Origin of the sequence: Humidesulfovibrio sp. (assembly GCF_030689645.1) — a bacterium.
Lineage (GTDB): Bacteria > Desulfobacterota > Desulfovibrionia > Desulfovibrionales > Desulfovibrionaceae > Humidesulfovibrio.
On sequence record NZ_JAUYFU010000036.1, the window covers coordinates 54297 to 72883 of the forward strand.

Annotated in this window: 11 protein-coding genes and 1 pseudogene; 7 read left to right on the top strand and 5 right to left on the bottom strand. The window is 63.2% G+C overall.

What is annotated here, in order from left to right; translation table 11 throughout:
• Positions 1–21: 21 nt before the first annotated feature.
• The gene (locus tag Q8O35_RS05805; RefSeq protein ID WP_305571584.1) at positions 22–2748 is read right to left on the bottom strand and encodes a bifunctional acetate--CoA ligase family protein/GNAT family N-acetyltransferase; all 2727 of its coding nucleotides are present in this window, start codon (positions 2746–2748) and stop codon (positions 22–24) included.
• Positions 2749–3153: 405 nt separating this feature from the next.
• Here Q8O35_RS05805 and acs point away from each other — a divergent pair, with 405 nt between their 5' ends.
• Together acs and trxC are read left to right on the top strand one after the other, a co-directional pair.
• Positions 3154–5142 (top strand): acetate--CoA ligase, encoded by a 1989-nt coding sequence (acs, locus tag Q8O35_RS05810; protein ID WP_305571586.1) that lies wholly within the window; start codon positions 3154–3156, stop codon positions 5140–5142.
• A gap of 186 nt (positions 5143–5328) precedes the next feature.
• Positions 5329–5754 carry a thioredoxin TrxC gene (gene trxC, locus Q8O35_RS05815; protein ID WP_305571588.1) on the top strand — a complete coding sequence of 142 codons (426 nt, stop codon included), beginning with the start codon at positions 5329–5331 and terminating at the stop codon, positions 5752–5754.
• Here the strand turns inward: trxC and dtd are convergent, their stop codons facing one another.
• Both dtd and queD read right to left on the bottom strand, forming a co-directional pair.
• Complete coding sequence (gene dtd, locus Q8O35_RS05820) at positions 5755–6255, bottom strand: D-aminoacyl-tRNA deacylase (protein WP_305571590.1); 501 nt, start codon at positions 6253–6255, stop codon at positions 5755–5757.
• Between the two features lie 3 nt (positions 6256–6258).
• Positions 6259–6648: a 6-carboxytetrahydropterin synthase QueD gene (queD, locus tag Q8O35_RS05825; protein WP_305571592.1), complete on the bottom strand. Its 390-nt coding sequence runs from the start codon at positions 6646–6648 to the stop codon at positions 6259–6261.
• Positions 6649–6823: 175 nt separating this feature from the next.
• On the opposite strand from queD, the gene msrA reads away from it, so the two are divergent.
• The 3 genes from msrA to Q8O35_RS05840 all read left to right on the top strand — a co-directional run bounded on the left by msrA (position 6824) and on the right by Q8O35_RS05840 (position 11853).
• Positions 6824–7831: a peptide-methionine (S)-S-oxide reductase MsrA gene (gene msrA, locus Q8O35_RS05830; RefSeq protein ID WP_305571594.1), complete on the top strand. Its 1008-nt coding sequence runs from the start codon at positions 6824–6826 to the stop codon at positions 7829–7831.
• Between the two features lie 104 nt (positions 7832–7935).
• Positions 7936–8859, top strand: coding sequence for a sugar phosphate isomerase/epimerase (locus tag Q8O35_RS05835; protein WP_305571596.1), 924 nt, complete (start codon positions 7936–7938; stop codon positions 8857–8859).
• A gap of 237 nt (positions 8860–9096) precedes the next feature.
• A complete protein-coding gene (locus tag Q8O35_RS05840; protein WP_305571598.1) occupies positions 9097–11853 on the top strand; it encodes a cobyric acid synthase in 2757 nt (918 codons plus the stop codon).
• A 494-nt stretch (positions 11854–12347) separates the two neighbouring features.
• On the opposite strand, the gene Q8O35_RS05845 is transcribed toward Q8O35_RS05840, so the two are convergent.
• Together Q8O35_RS05845 and Q8O35_RS05850 are read right to left on the bottom strand one after the other, a co-directional pair.
• Entirely contained in the window at positions 12348–14243 is a 1896-nt protein-coding gene (locus Q8O35_RS05845) for a UvrD-helicase domain-containing protein (protein WP_305571600.1), read from the bottom strand.
• On the bottom strand, positions 14240–16570 hold the full coding sequence (locus Q8O35_RS05850; protein ID WP_305571603.1) for an AAA family ATPase: 2331 nt from the start codon (positions 16568–16570) through the stop codon (positions 14240–14242). Before Q8O35_RS05850 ends, Q8O35_RS05845 begins: the two co-directional genes overlap by 4 nt.
• A 495-nt stretch (positions 16571–17065) precedes the next feature.
• Here Q8O35_RS05850 and Q8O35_RS14825 point away from each other — a divergent pair.
• Together Q8O35_RS14825 and Q8O35_RS05855 are read left to right on the top strand one after the other, a co-directional pair.
• Positions 17066–17323: pseudogene (locus Q8O35_RS14825) on the top strand (hypothetical protein); the annotation flags it as partial.
• Entirely contained in the window at positions 17253–17501 is a 249-nt protein-coding gene (locus Q8O35_RS05855) for a chromate transporter (protein ID WP_305571605.1), read from the top strand. The pseudogene Q8O35_RS14825 and the gene Q8O35_RS05855, both read left to right, overlap by 71 nt.
• Positions 17502–18587 lie beyond the last annotated feature (1086 nt).

Consider the following 18587-nt stretch of genomic DNA (forward strand, 5'->3'; position numbering starts at 1 on the left):
CCCGAGTTCCTTTCTGGCGGTTCATATTCCGTTCGGATCAGCCTGTTTGGTAAAATCCAACACCATGTCCACCAACTCCTCGTCGGGGTTCAGCTTGATCTCGAAGCCGAACTTGCGCGCCAAGCCCTGCATGGCCTTGTTGTCCACCAAGGTTTGTCCGGAGAGGTGGCGCGTGCCTCGCCCCCGTGTGTAATCAATCATCTTGCGGAACAGCAGGCTGCCGAGCCCGGTGCCCTTCTGGTCGGAGCGCACCACGATGGCGAACTCCGCGTCGGTGTTGTCCGGTTTGGTGGCCGTGCGCACCACGCCGAGCGTCTCGGGCAGGCCGCCCTCAGTCGTACCGCTGGCGATGAAGGCCATTTCTCGATCATAATCAATCTGGGTGAAGCGCGCCATATCCTTGTGGTCAAAATCCCGGCGCACCGAGCCGAAAAAGCGCATGCGCAGGTCTTCGTCGGAAAGCTGGCGGATGAAGGCGCGGTGGGCGGCCTCGTCCTCGGGCCGGATGGGCCGCAGGGAGACCTTGCGCCCGCCCTTGAGCGTGGCGGGCTCCTCCAGCTCCTTGGGATAAGGGCGGATGGCCAAGCGCTCGGCGCCCAGGCGCGACTCCTGGGCCACGCTCATGCGCGCCCCCAGCGACAGGACGCCCATTTCGTCGGCGTAGAGCGGGTTGATGTCCAGCCCGACGATCTGCGGCACGTCGATGACCAGCTGGGCGATCTGGATGATGGTCAGGCAGATGTCGTCCACATCGGCTGCGGAGTGCTGGGGCGTGCCGGACAACAGCCCGCTGATGCGCGTGCGCGAAACCAGCTCTCGCGCCAGGCTCATGTTCAGCGGGGGCAGGGTCACGGCGCGGTCGCGGATCATTTCGCGGGCGTCGCCGCCATGGCCGAAGGTGATGACCGGGCCGAACACCGGGTCCAGGTGCACGGAGACGAACAGCTCGTGGGCGCCGGCGCGGCGTCCCATCTTCTGCACAGTGAAGCCCTCGATGTAGGCGTCGGGCCTTTGGCGCGAAACGCGGGCCAGGATGCTGGCGCAGGCCTCCCAGACCTTGTCCGGGCCTTCCAGGTCCAGCACCACGCCGCCCACTTCCTGGGGCTGGCTTATCTGCGGGCTCTTGAGCTTCACGGCCACAGGGTAGCCCAGCTGGTCCGCGGCGATGACCGCCTCCCGCGCGCTGGTTACGTGGCGCGTCTCCACCACGGGGATGCCGTAAGCCGTGAGCACGTCCTTGGCCTCGGCGCTGGTGAGGGCGCTTCTGCCTTCGGCCAGCACGCGGGCGCACACGTCGCGCGCGGTCTGGGTGTCGGGGAAGAAATCGGAGGGCAGGGAGTCCGGGGTCTGGATGAGCAGCTCCTGGTTCTTCTGGAACTGCACCATGTACAGAAAGGCGCGCACGGCCTGTTCCGGCGTCTCGTAGGTGGGCACGCCGCCATCGGCGAAAACGGCGCGCGCCTTGAGGGCCGAGTCCGAGCCCATCCAGGAGGTGAGCACCATGCGCTTGGCCTTCTTGGCCTGCAGGGCAACGGCCTGGGCCACCTCAACCTCGGAAAGCCCGGCAAAGGGCACATGCAGCAAAAGGGCCGCGTCCACGCTTGGATCGGTGAGCAGAATTTTGAGGGCCTCCACCCAGTCCGCAGCCTTGGCGTCGAAGCGCAGCCCCACCGGGTTGCCGCCGTCCCAGGCGCCGCCCAGAAGTTTGTCCAGGGCGAGGGTGGTGTCATCGGTGAAGTGGGCCAGCCGCCCGCCGCCGGAGAGCAGGGCGTCTGCCGCCATGATGCCCGCCGAAGCGCCGTTGACCAGAATGGCCAGGCGGTCGCCGCGCACGGGCCGCCCGCCGGAAAGGGTCTGGGCCGCGTCGAACAGGCCGTCGATGCTGCCCACGCGCAGCATGCCTGCGCGACGGAAGGCCACATCGTAGACTTCGTCGGTGGAGGCGCTGGCGGCTATCTCCGCGCCGCCGCCCGTGGCTGCCGCCAGTTCGGCCAGGGCTGCATGCAGGGCCTGGCCGGGGCGCAGGGCAAGAACAGGCTTGTTGCGCGAGGCCGCGCGCGCTGCGGACACGAAGCCGCGAGCGTCGTGGATGGACTCCACGTAGAGCAGGATGGAGCGCACCAGCGGGTCTGCCCCAAGATAGTCCAGGATGTCGGCAAAGGTGACGTCCAGCTGCGCGCCCAGGGAAATCATGTGTGAAAAGCCGATGCCGTGGCTACCCGCCCAGTCTAGAACCGTGGTGAACAGGCTGTCGGATTGGGACAGGAAGGCGGTCTTGCCGGGCAGGCTGGTGGTGTGGGCTAGGCTGGCGTTCAGGTTGAGCGAGGGCACGATGATGCCCATGCTCTTGGGACCAAGGACGCGCAGATCTGGCGACTGGGCCGCTTCCAGAATCTCCGCGCGCAGCCGCTGGCGGCTTTTTTCGTCCAACCGGGCGAAGCCAGGGCCCATGAGGGCCACTGAGCGCGTGCCACGCACACGCAGGGCGTCGATGATGGCCGGAGCCTCGGTAAGGGGGCGGCAGACGATGGCCAGATCCGGGGTCTTGGGCAGGTCGGCCACAGAGGCGTAGGTCAGCACCCCGGCGATGGCTTCGGCCTCGCAGCTCACGGGCATCACCGGCCCGGTGAAGCCGCCGCCCATGAGGTTCTTCATCACCAGATGCCCGATGTTGGCCGGGTCGTTGGCCGCACCGATGACCGCCACTGACTTGGGATTGAACAGGGAATCAAGATTGGTCAGGCTCATGCGGACACCGTGTAGGAGTTCTGGCAGGGGTTCGCCGGGCCAAACGCCGGGCTTGTGCTGTGATAGCCTGAACAGGGCGCGCGTGGCAACAGGCAGAAAAGCGAGCCTGCGCCGTTCATTACGGGCAAGAAGCACAAGAACCGCCCGAACTCCGGAAAAGTGGTCGGGCGACCTTTTCTTTTCGTGAAAAATCGCACATATCCGGCCTTGCGGAAGGCTCCCTTGGCCCCACCCGCCCGAGGCCACCGTTCACTTCGACTTTTCCGCCGTTCACCGAAGAACGCGGGCCAAGGGCTTGATTCCTCCCGTAGGACCAGTGCAGGTCAATCACCACGTCGGCTTCGGCAGGGCGATCCGGCCCCGCGCAGACGCGGGCATACCTCAACGAAAGGCAGGAGCGAGGCAATGAGCGAAGAGCAGAAGATCGAGAGCATGCAGCAGGAAGGCCGCACCTTCGACCCGCCCAAAGGCGCGCAGCAGGCGGCCTATGTGAAGTCCATGGCCGAGTACGAGGCCCTGTACAAGCGCGCCGACGAGGATCCCGAGGGATACTGGGCAGAGCGCTCCCGCGAACTCATCACCTGGGACAAGCCCTTCACCAAGGTGCTTGAAGCCGACATGAAGACGCCTCTCATCAAGTGGTTCGGCGACGGCAAGCTGAACGTCTCGGCCAACTGCCTGGACCGCCACCTGACCGATGGCCGCCGCAACAAAGCCGCCATCATCTGGCAGGGCGAGCCCGAGGAAGACGTCAAGGTCTACACCTACCAGATGCTGCACTCCGAGGTTTGCCGTTGCGCCAACCTGCTCAAGAAGCTTGGCGTCAAGCGCGGCGACCGCGTGGCCTTGTACCTGCCCATGATTCCGGAGCTGGCCATCGCCATGCTGGCCTGCACGCGCATCGGCGCCACCCACTCCATCGTTTTCGCGGGCTTCTCCGCCGTCAGCCTGCAGAACCGCATCGACGACTGCCAGGCCAAGGTGCTGCTTACCGCCGACGCAGTGCTGCGCGGCGGCCGCGCCATCCCCCTCAAGGGCAATGTGGACGAGGCCCTCAAGACCTGCCCCAGCATCGAGCAGTGCGTGGTGGTCAACCGCGCGGGCCTCGACATCCGCATGGTCGAAGGCCGCGACGTTTGGTGGCACGAGGCCATGGCGGCCGAGGACATCACCACCGATTGCCCCTATGAGAAGATGGACGCCGAAGACCCGCTGTTCATCCTCTACACCTCCGGCTCCACCGGCAAGCCCAAGGGCGTTGTCCACACCACCGGCGGCTATCTGACCTACGCCGCGCACACCACCCAGCTGGTGTTCGACGTGAAGGACGATGACGTCTACATGTGCACCGCCGACGTGGGCTGGATCACCGGCCACAGCTACATCGTGTATGGTCCGCTGGCCCTTGGCGCCACCAGCATCATGTTCGAGGGGGTGCCCAGCTTCCCCAAGCCGGACCGCTTCTGGAAGATCGTGGAGAAGTTCAAGGTCAACATCTTCTACACCGCGCCTACGGCCATCCGCGCCCTGATGCGCGAGGGAACCGACTGGCCCAAGAAGCACGACCTCTCCAGCCTGCGCGTCCTGGGCAGCGTGGGCGAGCCCATCAATCCTGAAGCCTGGATGTGGTACTACGAGCACATCGGCGGCAGCCGCACGCCCATTGTGGACACCTGGTGGCAGACCGAGACCGGCGGCATCATGATCTCCGCTTTGCCTGGCGCAACGCCGCTGAAGCCGGGCTCGGCCACGCGCGCCCTGCCGGGCGTGGCTGCGGCCATCGTCAAGGCCGACGGCTCCGACGCCGGGCCGGACGAGGGCGGGCACCTGGTCATCAAGAAGCCCTGGCCCGGCATGCTTCGCGGCGTGTTCGGCGATCCCGAGCGCTACCGCAAAACCTACTTCGACCGCTTCCCCGGCTGGTACGAGGCGGGCGATGGTGCGCGGGTGGACAAGGACGGTTATTTCTGGATAATGGGACGCCTTGACGACGTCATCAACGTGAGCGGGCATCGCCTGGGCACGGCCGAGATCGAATCGGCGCTGGTGGCGCATCCCAACGTGGCCGAGGCTGCGGTGGTGGGCATGCCGCACCATATCAAGGGCCAGGGCATCTATGCCTATGTGACCCTCAAGAGCGGCATCGAGGAGACCGACGCCCTGCGCAAGGAGCTCGTGGGCCATGTGCGCAAGGAGATCGGCCCCATCGCCACCCCTGAAGTCATCCAGTTCACCGACGGGTTGCCGAAGACCCGCTCGGGCAAGATCATGCGGCGCATTCTGCGTAAGATCGCCGCAGGCGAGATCGAAGACTTCGGCGACACCTCCACGCTGGCGGATCCGACCGTGATCACCAGCCTGGTGGACGGAAAGAAGGACCTCCTGGGTCAGTAGCGCCGGCTCAGGAATCATCCGGGGTTGCGGGGGCGGATCGGCCGCCCCCGCTTTTTTTTGGCGAAATGACCGGGAAGCGTTCAGCGGCGGGCGGGCTGCGCCTCGCCCTGGCGCGGCGTCAGGTCAAGGCGTAAGCATCTGCCCGCGCCCCTTGCCTCCTTTTGCCCCATGCTTATTGTTGTGCCCATGAAACACCTCCTCTGCCCCTCTTGCACTGCAGTGAACCGCGTGGACGAGTCCCGCCTGGACAAGGCCGTGTGCGGCAAATGCGCCCGGCCTTTGGCCGACGGCGGCGTTCTGCACCTGGATGCAAAAAGGCTGGACGCCTTGCTGGCGCGAGACGAATTGCCGCTTCTGGTGGATTTCTGGGCCCCGTGGTGCGGGCCGTGCAAGATGATGGCTCCGGCCTTTGAGGCTGCTGCGCGCCAGCTTGCGCCGGGCGTGCGCCTGGGCAAGGTGGACACTGAGGCAGACCCGGCCCTGGGCGCGCGGTTCCGGGTGCAGTCCATCCCCACCCTGGTGCTGTTTCGAAACGGGGTCGAGGTGGACCGCCTTTCCGGGGCGCGTCCGGCGGCCGACATCGTCAACTGGACGCGCGGCAGACTGGGCTAGCTAGACCCCGGCGAAGTCGGCGGAGTCAAGCAGGATGGTGACCGGCCCCCAGTTGACGAAATCGAGGCGCATCTCTGCGCCGAACACGCCCTGGCCGAAGCGGGCCGGGCCAATGGCTTCCAGCGCGCCGGACAGGTCCACGGCCAGCCGGTCGTAAAGGGCGCGGGCCACGTCCGGGGGCGCGGCGTCGGTGAAGGAAGGCCTGCGGCCCCGGCGGGTGTCGGCGTAAAGGGTGAACTGCGACACCAGCAAAAGCCCGGCGTCCTGCCCCGATTGGACGAGATCCTTGAGGCTCAGGTTCAGCTTGCCCGCTTCGTCGGGAAAAATCCGCAGTTCAAGCACCTTGGCGCAGAGCGCCGTCCACACCCGCGTCTCTGGGAGGTCCGGGCCGTCGGCCTTGCCAAAGCCTGCCAGCAGCAAGAGTCCCTGGCCGATCTCGCCCACGCGCTCGCCGTCCACGTCAACTGCGGCGCGGCTCACGCGCTGAAGCAGCAGGCGCACGGGCTAGTCCTCGAAATACGTGGCGCGCGAGGTGCCCTTCTCAGACACGCTGACGCTTTTGAGGCTGGCGTGGGGGGCGAGGCCCGCCAGCCGCTCTTTCAGGTCCAGGTAGAGGTGCCGGGCGATGTTCTCGCTGGACGGATTGCGCTGGGCAAAGGCGGGCAGGTCGTTCAGGTGCGCGTGGTCCAGCTTGTCCACGGCTTCGCGCGTCAGACGCTTCAGTTCGCCGAAATCCACCAGGATCTCCACCGCCGGATCCAGCTCGCTGCCCTCCACCTCGACGCTGACGCCGAAATTATGGCCGTGCAGGTGCTCGCACTTGCCGTTGTAGTTGCGGAGCTGGTGCGAGGCGCAAAAGGCCTCGTCGATGTTGAGCCGCCATTTCCCGGCCATGGATTCTCCTTTCGCTTGTGTGGCCCAGAGGCGGGCGCTGCCAAGGATATTGGCCCTGGCTGGGGTTTTGTCAACCGTGGCTGCGGCAACTCCGCCCTGCATTCCGCTCCTTGCTGGCTGCCCTCGTTGACTTTCAGGCGCTGATGGCTACCTCTGCCGGAACAAGGAAGGCCCAATGAACCTCGACGCTTTTCCCGCCGCAACATTTGCAGGCGGCTGCTTCTGGTGCCTGGAGGCTGACCTGCTCCACCTGCCGGGCATCCTCTCCGCCACTTCCGGCTATACCGGCGGCGACACGGACACCCCAACCTACGACGAGGTCTGCCAGGGCGACACCGGCCATTTCGAGGCCGTGCAAGCGCGTTTCGACCCCGAGCTGGTGGATTACCGCGCACTGGTTGACTGGTTCTGGCGGCGCATCGACCCCACCAACGGGGACGGCCAGTTTTGCGACCACGGCCCGCAATACCGCCCGGCTGTCTTTTTCCACGATGCCGACCAGGAGCGCGAAGCGCTGGCCTCCAAGACCGCGCTGGAGTCCTTGCGCCTGCTGCCCCGCCCCGTTGCGGCGCAGATTCTGCCAGCCGAAGACTTTCATCCGGCGGAGTTCCAGCATCAGGAATACAGCTCCAAGAATCCCAGGCGCTACCAGCTGTACCGCATGGGCTGCGGCCGCGACTCCACCCTGGCGCGCCTGTGGGGACGCGAGGTGGCCGACCCCCTCTTCGCCTATGTGCCGCGCCTGCCCAAGGGCGCCCCGCCAGAGGCCGAACTGCGCAAGCTGCTCTCGCCCGAGGCTTACCGCGTTGCGCGGGAGGACGGCACCGAGCCCGCTTTCCAGAACGAGCATCACGCCGAGCACCGTCCCGGCCTGTACGTGGACCCCGTGAACGGCGCGCCGCTTTTCGCCAGCCTGCACAAGTACGACTCCGGCACGGGCTGGCCCAGCTTCACCCGGCCCCTCATGCCCGGCAACATCGTCACCCGCACGGACAGGAAGCTTTTGCTGCCGCGAACCGAGGTGCGAACCTGGCACTCCGGCATCCACCTGGGGCACGTGTTCGACGACGGCCCGCGAAGCGCTGGCGGACTGCGCTACTGCCTCAATTCCGCCGCCCTGCGCTTCATCCCGGCCACGGAACTGGCTGCCGCAGGGTATGGGCGCTACGCCGGACTTTTCTAAACCCCGCACGCATCCGCAGGCCAAACACCGCCGTTCACCTGCGGGCCGTGTCCGTTCCCCGGAATTGCATTGCGCCTGGACGCAGGCCAGTGCATTCCGATGACATGGACAGCCTCCTCCACACCAGCCAGACGGATCGAACCTGCGCCACGGCGCAGGCGCTCCTGTCCACTGGCTCGCTGTTCCACCTGCCCCTGCCGACAATCGCCCGCATCGCCCAGGCCGCAGGCTTCGCCGGGCTCGACCTGGTCATGGGCTCGCCCAAGATCGCGCCCGGCCCGGCGGTGGACGAAGCCCACGCCTTGTGCCCGGTGCGCGTGGTGCATGCGCCCTTCCGCAACTGGAGCGCCTGGGGCGGGCACATGGACGCCTGGCGCGCCGCCGTGCATCTCGCTTCCGGCCTTCGCTGCGACGCGAACGGCCAGGCCGTGCACGTGACCTTGCACCCGCCCGCGGGCACCCTGCGCGACGCCATCCAGACCCGCTGGTTCGCTCGCGCCGTGGACCTGCCGCGCCTGTTGGGCGCGCCCGCCGGGATCAGCCTGTCACTGGAGAATCTGCCCTGGGCAGGGAGCGCAGGGGCGTTTTTTGGGCGCGACAACCTGACCTCCCTGCTGGAGCAATGCCGCGAAAAGGACCTGGGGCTGACCCTGGACGTCTGCCATTTGGGGGTCTCTGGCCGGGATGTGCTGGAGGATCTGGAGCGCATACCCGCCGGACCCGGCGCAGAGCTTATCCGGCACGTGCATTTTTCAGACGCTTCCGGCTTCACCGAGCACCTGCCGCCCGGCGCGGGAGAACTGCCCCTGGGACCTTTCCTGGCGCGGCTTGGGGCCAGGGGCTATGCGGGCACGGTGAGCCTGGAGCTGGACCCGGCGCACCTGCCCGAGGAAGAGGCCGGGCAGGTGCGCAGTCTTGCGGCCTTGCGGCAGGCCATGGAGTGCGCCCTGGCCGGAGATCCTCCGCCTTCCTGGGCCGGGAGGCCGGGCGAGCGCCGCGCCCAGCAGGCCATGGCCGCCCTGGGCTAAAGTCAGGAAAAACCTGAAAAGCAATCAAGGCCGCGGCACAGCCCCAGGCCTTTGCATTGCATCGCCGGCCAAGCGTCCTGGGGATTTCATCGGACCGTGGCCACTCGCAGAGTCCTGGCACAGCCTTCGTGTTCCGACCTCCCTTCCGCCGACAGTTCCGCCCTTGCCCAGCGCAGGCAATGGGGCTACAGCATTGCAGATGCGAGCCCCCCTCACCCCATCGCCAAGGAGCGCCCCATGCGCCAGAACCAGCTCGGCGGCCTGACCCAGTTCCCCGGCTCTTCCTCCGGGTCCATGGCCGGGCGGCTGCCCGAAGCCGACCGCTACGCCCACGGCGGAAACATCTGGAAACTGGCCGAGCGCGCAGGCGTGCGGCCCGAGGACATGGTCGACTTCTCGGCCAACATCAATCCCCTGGGCCCGCCGCGCTGGCTGCCTGAGGCCGTATCCGACGCCCTTTCCCAGGTGGCGCACTATCCGGACCCCGAGGCCTCGGACCTGACACTGGCCGCCTGCGAGCTCTACAAGGTCTGGCCCACCCAGGCCGTGGCCGGGAACGGCGCGTCCGAACTGCTGCCCGCCATCTGCCTGTTGGCCGCGCGCCAGGGGCTCACCCGAGCCGTCATCCCGGTGCCCGCGTACGTGGACCAGGACCGTTGCTGTCGTTTGGCCGGGCTTGAGGTGGAAAATCTCCTTTGCACCGCACAGAAGGGCTTTGCCCCGGACCTGGAAGCCTTGGCCGCGCGCCTGGACCGCCCGGCGCTGGTGCTGCTCACCAGCCCCAACAACCCCACGGGAGTGTGCATACCGGCGCGCCACGTGCGCGACCTGGCCCGCGCCTTCCCGCAGAGCCTGTTCGTGGTGGACGAGAGCTTCGCAGACTTCGTGCCCAACATTGATGATGAAACGTCGGGCGGAGCGGGCCGCCTTGTGCGCCAGCGGCCAGACAACGTCATCGTTCTCGTCTCCATGACGAAATTTTACGCCGTGCCGGGCCTGCGCCTGGGCTTGTGCTTCGCCTCGCCAGACAACGCCCAGCGGCTGCGCCGCCGCCTGCCCGCCTGGAACGTGGGCACCCTGGCCCAGAAGGTGGGCGCGCGCTGCCTGCGCGACCTGGAGTACCGCTCCCGCACCATCCGCGAGGTGGCTTCCCTGCGCGAGGCGCTTACTGCTGAATTGCGCGATATTCCCGGCCTGAGAGTGTTCCCGGGCCAGGCCAACTATCTGCTCTGCCGACTGGACCGCGTGGGCATGAACGCCCAGCCTCTTTTTGAACGTCTGCTGTCCGAGGGGCTGGCCATCCGTCTGTGCATGAACTTCGACGGCCTGGATGATAGCTATTTCCGCATCGCCGTGCGCACAAAGGAGGAGAACTCCAAGCTGGTGGACGCCCTGGCGCGCTTCTCCGGCATCGTCAAGGCTCAGCCTCTTGTGAAGCCTCGCAGGGCTCCGGCCATCATGGTCCAGGGCACCTGCTCCAACGCGGGCAAAAGCGTGCTGGCCGCCGGACTGTGCCGCATCCTTCTGGAGGACGGCTTCGACGTCGCCCCCTTCAAGGCCCAGAACATGTCCAACAATTCCGCCGTTACGCCCGATGGCCGCGAAATCGGCCGGGCCCAGGCCACGCAGGCCCAGGCCTGCCGCCTGACGCCCGACGCGCGCATGAACCCGGTGCTTCTCAAGCCAACGGGCGACACCGGCTCCCAGGTGCTCATCCATGGCCGCGCCGTGGGCAACATGAACGTGCAGGAGTACCACGCCTACAAGCCGCAGGCCTGGGCTGCTGTCACCAGCGCTTACGACTCCCTGGCCGCAGAGCATCAGGTCATGGTGTTGGAGGGCGCTGGCTCGCCCGCCGAGGTGAACCTGAAAGACCAGGACATCGTGAACATGAAGATGGCCCTGCACGCCGGAGCCAAGGTGCTGTTGGTGGGCGACATCGACCGGGGCGGCGTGTTCGCCGCGCTCTCCGGCACCTTCGACATCCTGGACGAGGCAGAGCGCGCCCTGGTCGTCGGGCACGTGCTGAACAAGTTCCGTGGCGACGCCAGCATCCTCGGTCCCGCGCTGGACTTTCTGTACCGCCGCACAGGTCGGCCCGTGCTTGGCGTCATTCCCTGGCTGCCAGATCTCTCAAGCGGGGCTCTTCCCGAGGAGGATTCCCTGGGAATCCGCAACACTGTGACGGACCAGCCCACAAGGCGTCCTGATTCACTGGATATTGCTGTTGTGGTTCCGTTGCGGATATCCAACTTCAATGACCTGGACCCCCTGGCCGCAGAACCAGATGTGCGCTTGCGCCTGGTGCGTGACGTGCGCGATCTCGGAACCCCTGACGCCGTCATCTTGCCGGGCAGCAAGAACACCATCGACGACATGCGCGCTCTGCGCGGCGCAGGCCTAGCCGCCGCCCTGCGCGCTCTGCCTGCATCCACCAGCGTCATCGGCATCTGCGCGGGTCTGCAGATGCTCGGGCTGCGCGTGGACGACCCCCTGGGGCTGGAATCCGGACAGAAGTCTGCGGACGGTTTCGGCCTGCTCGCGCTCAGCACCGAACTCAAGCGCATCAAGACCCTCACCCGCGTAGCCCTGCGGCACCCGTTTTCCGGGCACGCCATCAGCGGCTACGAGATCCACCACGGCGAGACCACCCTCGACACCGTCGCACCAGACGCCCAGGCCGCGGCTCTCTTCACCGACGCTTCGGGCCGCGCCTTGGCCTACGGCCTCGCGGACGCCGACCTTGCCGCCACCGGGTTCCCGCGGGTGTGGGGCACCTACCTGCACGGCATCTTCGACGAGGATGCCTTCCGCCGACAGTTTCTGGACGCCCTGCGCGTACGGAAAGGACTTGCGCCCCTCAACACCCCGCAAACCCGTTTCGGCCTTGAGCCTGCCTTGGAGCGGCTGGCCGACTCCCTGCGCAAGCACCTGGACATGGGACGCGTGTACCAGGCCATGGGTCTGCAAAAGCCTGGCGGCCTGATGGGTTAGGCGGCGAGAAGAGGAATATTTTTTCGGGGGGAATGATTCCCCCCGGCGTGGCCCAGCTTTTTGCGTGGAATTATTTACTACTTCAGCTAGTTATGTCGGAGCTCGCCCTGGTCATTTCTGACATTTCGGGACACACACGGGACACGTGAAGCGTGTCCAAGCTGCCTCGAAATGGGATGAAATGGAAGAATCCCTGTGCGGACATCTTTGCTCCAAGACCCTTCTGAAGGCATTCTAGCCTATCCTTCAAAGGGAAGCAAAAGGTCAGGACGCCTGTCGGCTAAAGACGCGGTGGTCCCCTTTCTGCGTGGGGGGGGAAAGTGACTGGCGGTGCGGCCGGGACAAAAGCTTCCCACAAACGCGGGGATGGCTGGGTGACCGAGGATCCCAGGGCTGCCGTCCAAAACAATTTTTCACACCCCATGATTGTTTGGAAAGTGTGCTGTTCTGCGGCCTGGGCAGGACATCTTGGCAACTGCCGCTCCCCCGTGGTTTTAATCTGGAATTTCAAACAGCACCTCGTCGGCAGTGAACCACCCATTTGCGATGACATGCGCCTGGGCTGAAGAGGGATCAGCCGAAAAGGCCACGAGAGCCAAGCTGGATCGAGCGCGACTACAGGTCACATAGAATAGCCGCCGCGTGGGATCCACGGAAGTGTCTTTGCCCTCCTTGGCGTTTTTGAGGTCGGCGGCCGTGAGCGACTTGGCGCCGAGCAATTTGTCGTAACCAAATCGGAAGCCACGGGCCTCCCCATCGTCCATGAGAACCATGACGCGCTCAAACTCCAACCCCTTTACCCCCTGATGGGTGTCGAATGGAGCCTCGTGCCCCACATATGCGGCATACGGCGCTATTTCCGAGAATGAGCAATTGAGGAACGCAACAAGTGCCGCGATTTTTTCGCTGACAGGATCCGCGTCCTCATCATCAGGTGTTTTGGGCTGTGTGGCCTGCATCGCGGCCAAGGCGGCTTTGAGATTATCCGGCACCTCAAACAGGTTGGTTTCGACGATGCTCGCTGTGATTGCAGCACAGGTGGGTTGGCCACTGACCCAAAGGGCCATCACGCTGTCGACAGCGGCCTGGGTGACGCGAAGTTGAGCTATCGGATTGTCATGACTTTTCAAGACGTCCTTGCGGAGCAGTGGGGAGTTCTCTCGCACCAGTTTGGCCGTCGCAAACTTATCGCCCTTCTGCTGGGCCGTGACGAGCGGCAGGATGGAGTGGGTGAAGAGCCGAGTTGGTGCAAAACTGCCGCCGAGAAGTCCTGTCCGATATTCTTCTACCGAGGCCAGTGACTCGAACATTTTCAGGAAGCCCATCCGCCGGGCTGCCATGTGATGTTCCAGGGTTAGAATTTTACATTTGCTGGCATTGGTCCAATCCTGGTCGCCGGTCAACCCTGCCATGTAGTCTCGGACTTTCTGCTCCAAGGCAGGTTTGTTGGACACATCGACTGGAAACACAAATAGCCGTGCCCAGCCTTCCGGGCGGTCGTCGCGCGGCTCCTGCTTGTGATCGTCAGCGCCTCTACGAATTTGATTGATGAGCTGCACAATGCGCTGGGGGCACCGGTGATTGAGCTTCTTCTCCGGCCTTCCCCAGCCCGCTGGTATCTCCCTTTCAATCCGTTCCTTGCCATCCGCATAGATGCGTTGCATCGTGTCACCGATCAGGCCGAGGCAAAAGCGGTCGGCATGTGTCTTCTGTACCGCGAAAAGGGCGTCAATGAGCGTGCGGCTGGTGTCCTGGCTCTCGTCAATCAACAGGAACGGGAACTTTCCGACAAAAATGCGCTGCATGAGCGGCTTTATGAGCAGGAAGGCCGAGAAAATTTTAACGACCTCACTGTGGTTTAAAGAATTTCGCTCCCGGTTTTCACCGTTGGGGTTGTAAGTAAAGGTTTTGGTGTCAGCGAGTCGGTCCAGCCGTCGCTGCTTGGATTCAATCTGGGCTTGGCGGGCGATTGACGCCTTGGTGCCCGCTCGGCCCTTTGCCTCTTCGGCTTGAAGTTCGGCGATCTCGCGCTGGAGGTTGTCCTTCAGCCAGGCGCGGATGTCGGAGTTGAACCCCTGGATTTGCGACCACGCGAAGCTGTGGATGGTGCACACGACGAACAGCGGATCGTATTCGGTTCGGCGAGTGATTTCGTCGCAGGCGGCATTGGTGTAGGTGATGACGGCGACCTGTCGGCCGCGAAGGCGGAGAACATCCCGGTAGGTCTTCGCCAAATAGTTCAGTGCGTTCACCAGCGAACGTGTCTTGCCCGACCCGGCTCCGGCAAAGAGAAAAAAACTGGTGGGTTTCTCAAGGCTCAGGAAGCCAGCCAGTTCATCTTCAACGTGGTCGTCAAGCGTGACGTTCGAAGTTGTGGCAGGGGTATTCACGCTGTGCCCTCCGCAGGAGCTTCGTCTGCCGGCGGTGCATCCTCTTTTTCTGCGATCTGCGTGAGGCCAAGCTCGACCTGCTCTTGCTCAAGTTGGGCAGCCAGCCAAAGCAGCCCGTCTTTGATATAGACCGGTGGCTTCAGTGAAACGGAGTCTTCGATCTCGAGCAGATCCAACGCGAACTCGGCTTTATCCCCATCTTTGAGCGCCGCCTTTAGTGCGATGCCCAGAGCAGTCAGGTCGGCGCTATCGGCGATGGCCTTCCGAAATTTTGTAATGAGCCCGGTCCCCGGCAGAGTTTTGAACAGGTCGAGATTCGCCATCACTATCGCGTCTTCCAAGGTGTAGGACAGCGCCTCGGCGGTTACGCTATTGAACGTCGCCAGGATGGGCGACTGGTAGGCCACGCGGATCGAGAATTTCTCGTCGGTGTAGACTTTGACCTTTTCTCCTTCGGGCTTATCGAGCAGAGGGTCAAGGTTTGTGATAACGGGCCACCATGTCTGCAGGGTGGTATTGCGGGTTGTGCAGCCGGCACCCCGGGCCGGTGACGTGCTGGCACCGGCGGCATTGCACGAATCGATGTCGGTGATGACCAGCGTAGTGAGCCCGATTTTTTCGATCAAACTGCGCATCTTGTGGGCATGGCTGCCGCCGATCTCAAGCCAAGTGATGTAGCTCTCCTTGAGCTTTCCGAACTCCGGGTGGAAGTTCACAAAGTTCGGTACGAGGATGCGTTCGGCCGGCCCCTCAATCAGGATGGCCGCGTCGGCAAAGAACAGGTCGCAGTGGGTGACGCGCAGGTAGCGTGTCACAAAACGCTCGGTGTCCGGGGCGTCACCAAACGCATTTTCCAGATTGACAACACAGGAAGTCGGGATGGTTTTGCCGCTGCCTGGTAGACGCCGGAAATAGCGAAGCGAGCCAAATTCGCACTCGTGAGCGACGTGACTGGAATGGGTGCTGACCACCATCTGCGTCACAAAATTTGGGCTCATGCCGAGGTCGGGGTGGTTGCGTAAAATCTTGTGCGCCTGGCGGATGAAAACTTGCTGGACCTGGGTGTGAAGATGCACTTCGGGCTCTTCGATCAGCACTAAGTGCAAGGGTGGAATGATCGTGTCGTCGGCAGCCTTATGCTTTGCCTTGCCAACCCGCATCCAACTGTCGCGAAACGCCATGAGACGAAAAACCATGGAAATGAGGTTCTGGTAGCCCAACCCGTTGGAGTCCTCCGGAAGATACAGGTCGGTAAGTTTTTTCCCGTCATGGATTGGCACGACGAACTGCACAGCCGCATCGTGGTTCAATCCTTCAACGGGGCGTAACCGTGTCGAAATGTTCAGCCTCGGATCCGTGACACCCGGATAGCCGAGCTTGTGCATCTCCTTGAGCGGGCTCTTGAAACCGTCGTTCAGCCGTAAGTTGAAGGCTTGTTGAGCTTCTTCGATTGCCTTGAGCGCAAGGAGGTCTTCAGCGTCCGGGTTCTCGCAGGGATCGAGATGGCGAGTGTAGTACTGGCGGAGTTGGGCTGACAGCTTCCGCGATCCGCTGACGGTGACGGTGGCGTCCTCGGTGTTGTCCTCACCGGGCATGCCGAAACCGCGCTGGGCACTGATTTCATCAATGCGGATGAGCCCACGAAATGGGTTGCCGTCAATCGGATCGCTTCCTTTGATTGCCTGCGGTTTGGCTTTGCCATGCTCTGGTTCAACACAGGCGGCAGGGTCAAGCACATAAGCATTGACCGTAAAGAAAGCCGTCAACCGGCGTTGCAGGAACTCGACAAGGTTCTGCGGCCAGATGGCCACCTGAAAGTCCGCGGCGGCCTTGCCTTGCTCTGCGGCCAGAGCGGCACCGGCCGCCTGCAGCGCCAACGCTTGGGCGTGCGCGGTCACATATTCCTTCTGCAGTTGTGCAGTATCCTTTGGCTCAAAGCGCATCCGCACGCCTAGCCGGCCCCCATCCCAATCGAGGGTGGGAAGGATCTTCTGAACATAGTGCACTTCGTCCTCGGCAACTTGGAGCCAGACATCAAGGAATGGCACAAGGTTGTCCCATTCGGGAGCGGGTGGCTCTTCATTTGCGACATGCGCTGCTTCCCAAGAATCCCCCATCGCGTTGATTGCTGGCCAATGGGCAAGCGTAAAGTCGTTGAAGCAAAATCTGGGGCGCTCGCGGTCGGCGAGGAAATATCGCAATGCTGTAATTGCAGTAGTTTTACCGCTGTTATTTGCACCAACAAAGACGGTCTTTTCCGGTGACAGGCCAACCCTCGTTGAAAGCAGCTTTCGGAAGTTTGCAATTTCAACAAAATCAATTCGCACGCTTTCCTCCCTCTCAACACGGCGCACGCGGTACCACGGCAAGATACCTACGACAGCAAGTTCGGACGTGGGTGTCCCACGACACTGGCCGCAACGGTGTTGACCGTCCACCCGGCATGAAGTTCTCAAAAACAGTTCTGCCAAATTTTCGTTATCGTCAAGGACGTAAACGCGCGGGAGCTATCTGCTTGAGCGGTGTTGCATGCAGCCCCAAGCATCCCGGAGCCTGAGCGAAAGTCGACGCTCCCCCTCGCCGTCGCATGAACACACTCCGCGGCGCGCCAGGTCCGCGGTCACAGGAAGCGCAGGGCGCGACCTTTACCGCGTGACCTGGCGCGCGGTATCATCCCGCACGACGGCGAGGGGGAGCGCTCCGCGCTGCCTTCCCGTGTGCGCACCGGGCTGCGCACCATGACCGCGCACTGAAGCGCACACTCTTCACATCCGATCTGACGGGCGAAGCCACAGCTACTGGTCGGTTGTGTTGACGGCCCTGTGCGGCAACACAACCGGACAGGATTTCATTCCAGGCCCCATCGGCGTTTTCATCTAGCCCCCTCCGCAGTCATCTGCCTAAAATTTCTGACTGCTGAGCACAAAACCCCTCCCGCCTGCCCTTGCATATTTTTTGGGACATGGCGTGTCAGGCTGACTGCTTTCGGCGGCTCGGCCATGATCCCCTTTGTGTGCAAGGCCGCGATGGAGGGGCGGTGCTGGCTCAAGAAGGGGGACTTCCGTCTGGGTCTGTCCATCTGCCAGGCCATCCCCGGAGCCACGGTCCATGCAGTTGGCCGCCTTCACCGGCCTCAGTCTAAGCGGTATTCCCGGTGCCATCGCCGCCTACCTGGGCTTCGCCTTGCCAGCCTTCTGCCTTGTGACAGGCCTTTCCGCAGCATACTTCCAACTGCGCCACGCGGTCTTTGCTGTTTGAATAGCGCTTGTTGCTCGCGCTTGCGCTGTTTCATCTTCATGACAACCGCATCAATCGGCTAGACAGCCGTTTGCCATCCATCACAATGTTGATGGCCGCAACTCCCTGAAGACAGTTGCCCATCCTTCGCCGTCCTGCGCCGCTTGCTGCCTTGTTCATCCCCGCGTTGCTCAGCCGTCCCGTCTCGCCTTTGATGGTCGTTCTGGAATCGCCAGGAGTCGCAACCGCACAAGGGCCTCCACACGCATCCTCCTTTTCGACGATTGACGCTTCAGTATCTCTTCAATTTCGTGGTTGAACAACCCGTTTACCAACCGTGCCAAGAGATCAGCACCAGCGCAACCGAGATATTCGGCTGCTTCAGGGGGTCTCTTTTGCATCGGCGCCAAGACCTTTCCTCCTGGCAGCCCGTGCCTCCGACCTGGAAGAACTTTTCCTCTTTTCGGAGCTGACCTTCAGTATTTTGGAAATAATTGGGGCCGCGTTTTAGGCCCTGGAAGCCCCCCAGTGACCATACCATTCCCAAGCATGAGTGAGGCCCTGGGTGAAGTCGAGCGAGAGGCTTTCAGAGCATTCTAGCCCCCTTCATACCATCCATTTTATGAACTCCTGACCTCAATCGCTTGACACACTCAGCAGTTTATTGTTCAAAATCAAATATTTATTGACATAAAACGAGAGGGCGCGCTATGCGGCAGCCGCAACTCAGCGGAAGAAATCGGCAGCGGAATTTGGCCAATACATGGCAGGCAAGACAGACAGGAACACAAATTGGAGGACTGTGATGGAAGGGCCAAGATGGACATGGCCAAGCCGACCGCGTCGCATCATCAGGGGTAAGATGCAAGGAGTGGCAGAATGAATTGGTCTGTCAGCAAAGACCTGTTGGCGCTGGCCCAAGAGCAGTGCGCTTGATGTCCCTGACGGCCAGCTCTTCTTTGGTGAACGGCCAAGAATCAACAACATAGCACCTTAACATTGGTGCGCAAAGCGCGAAGGCAGACGTGGTGCTCGCCGGGCCAGCACGAAGGACGGACGGGCTATGGGAAAACGAACAAACACAACTTGGAGTTGGAAATGAGTGAA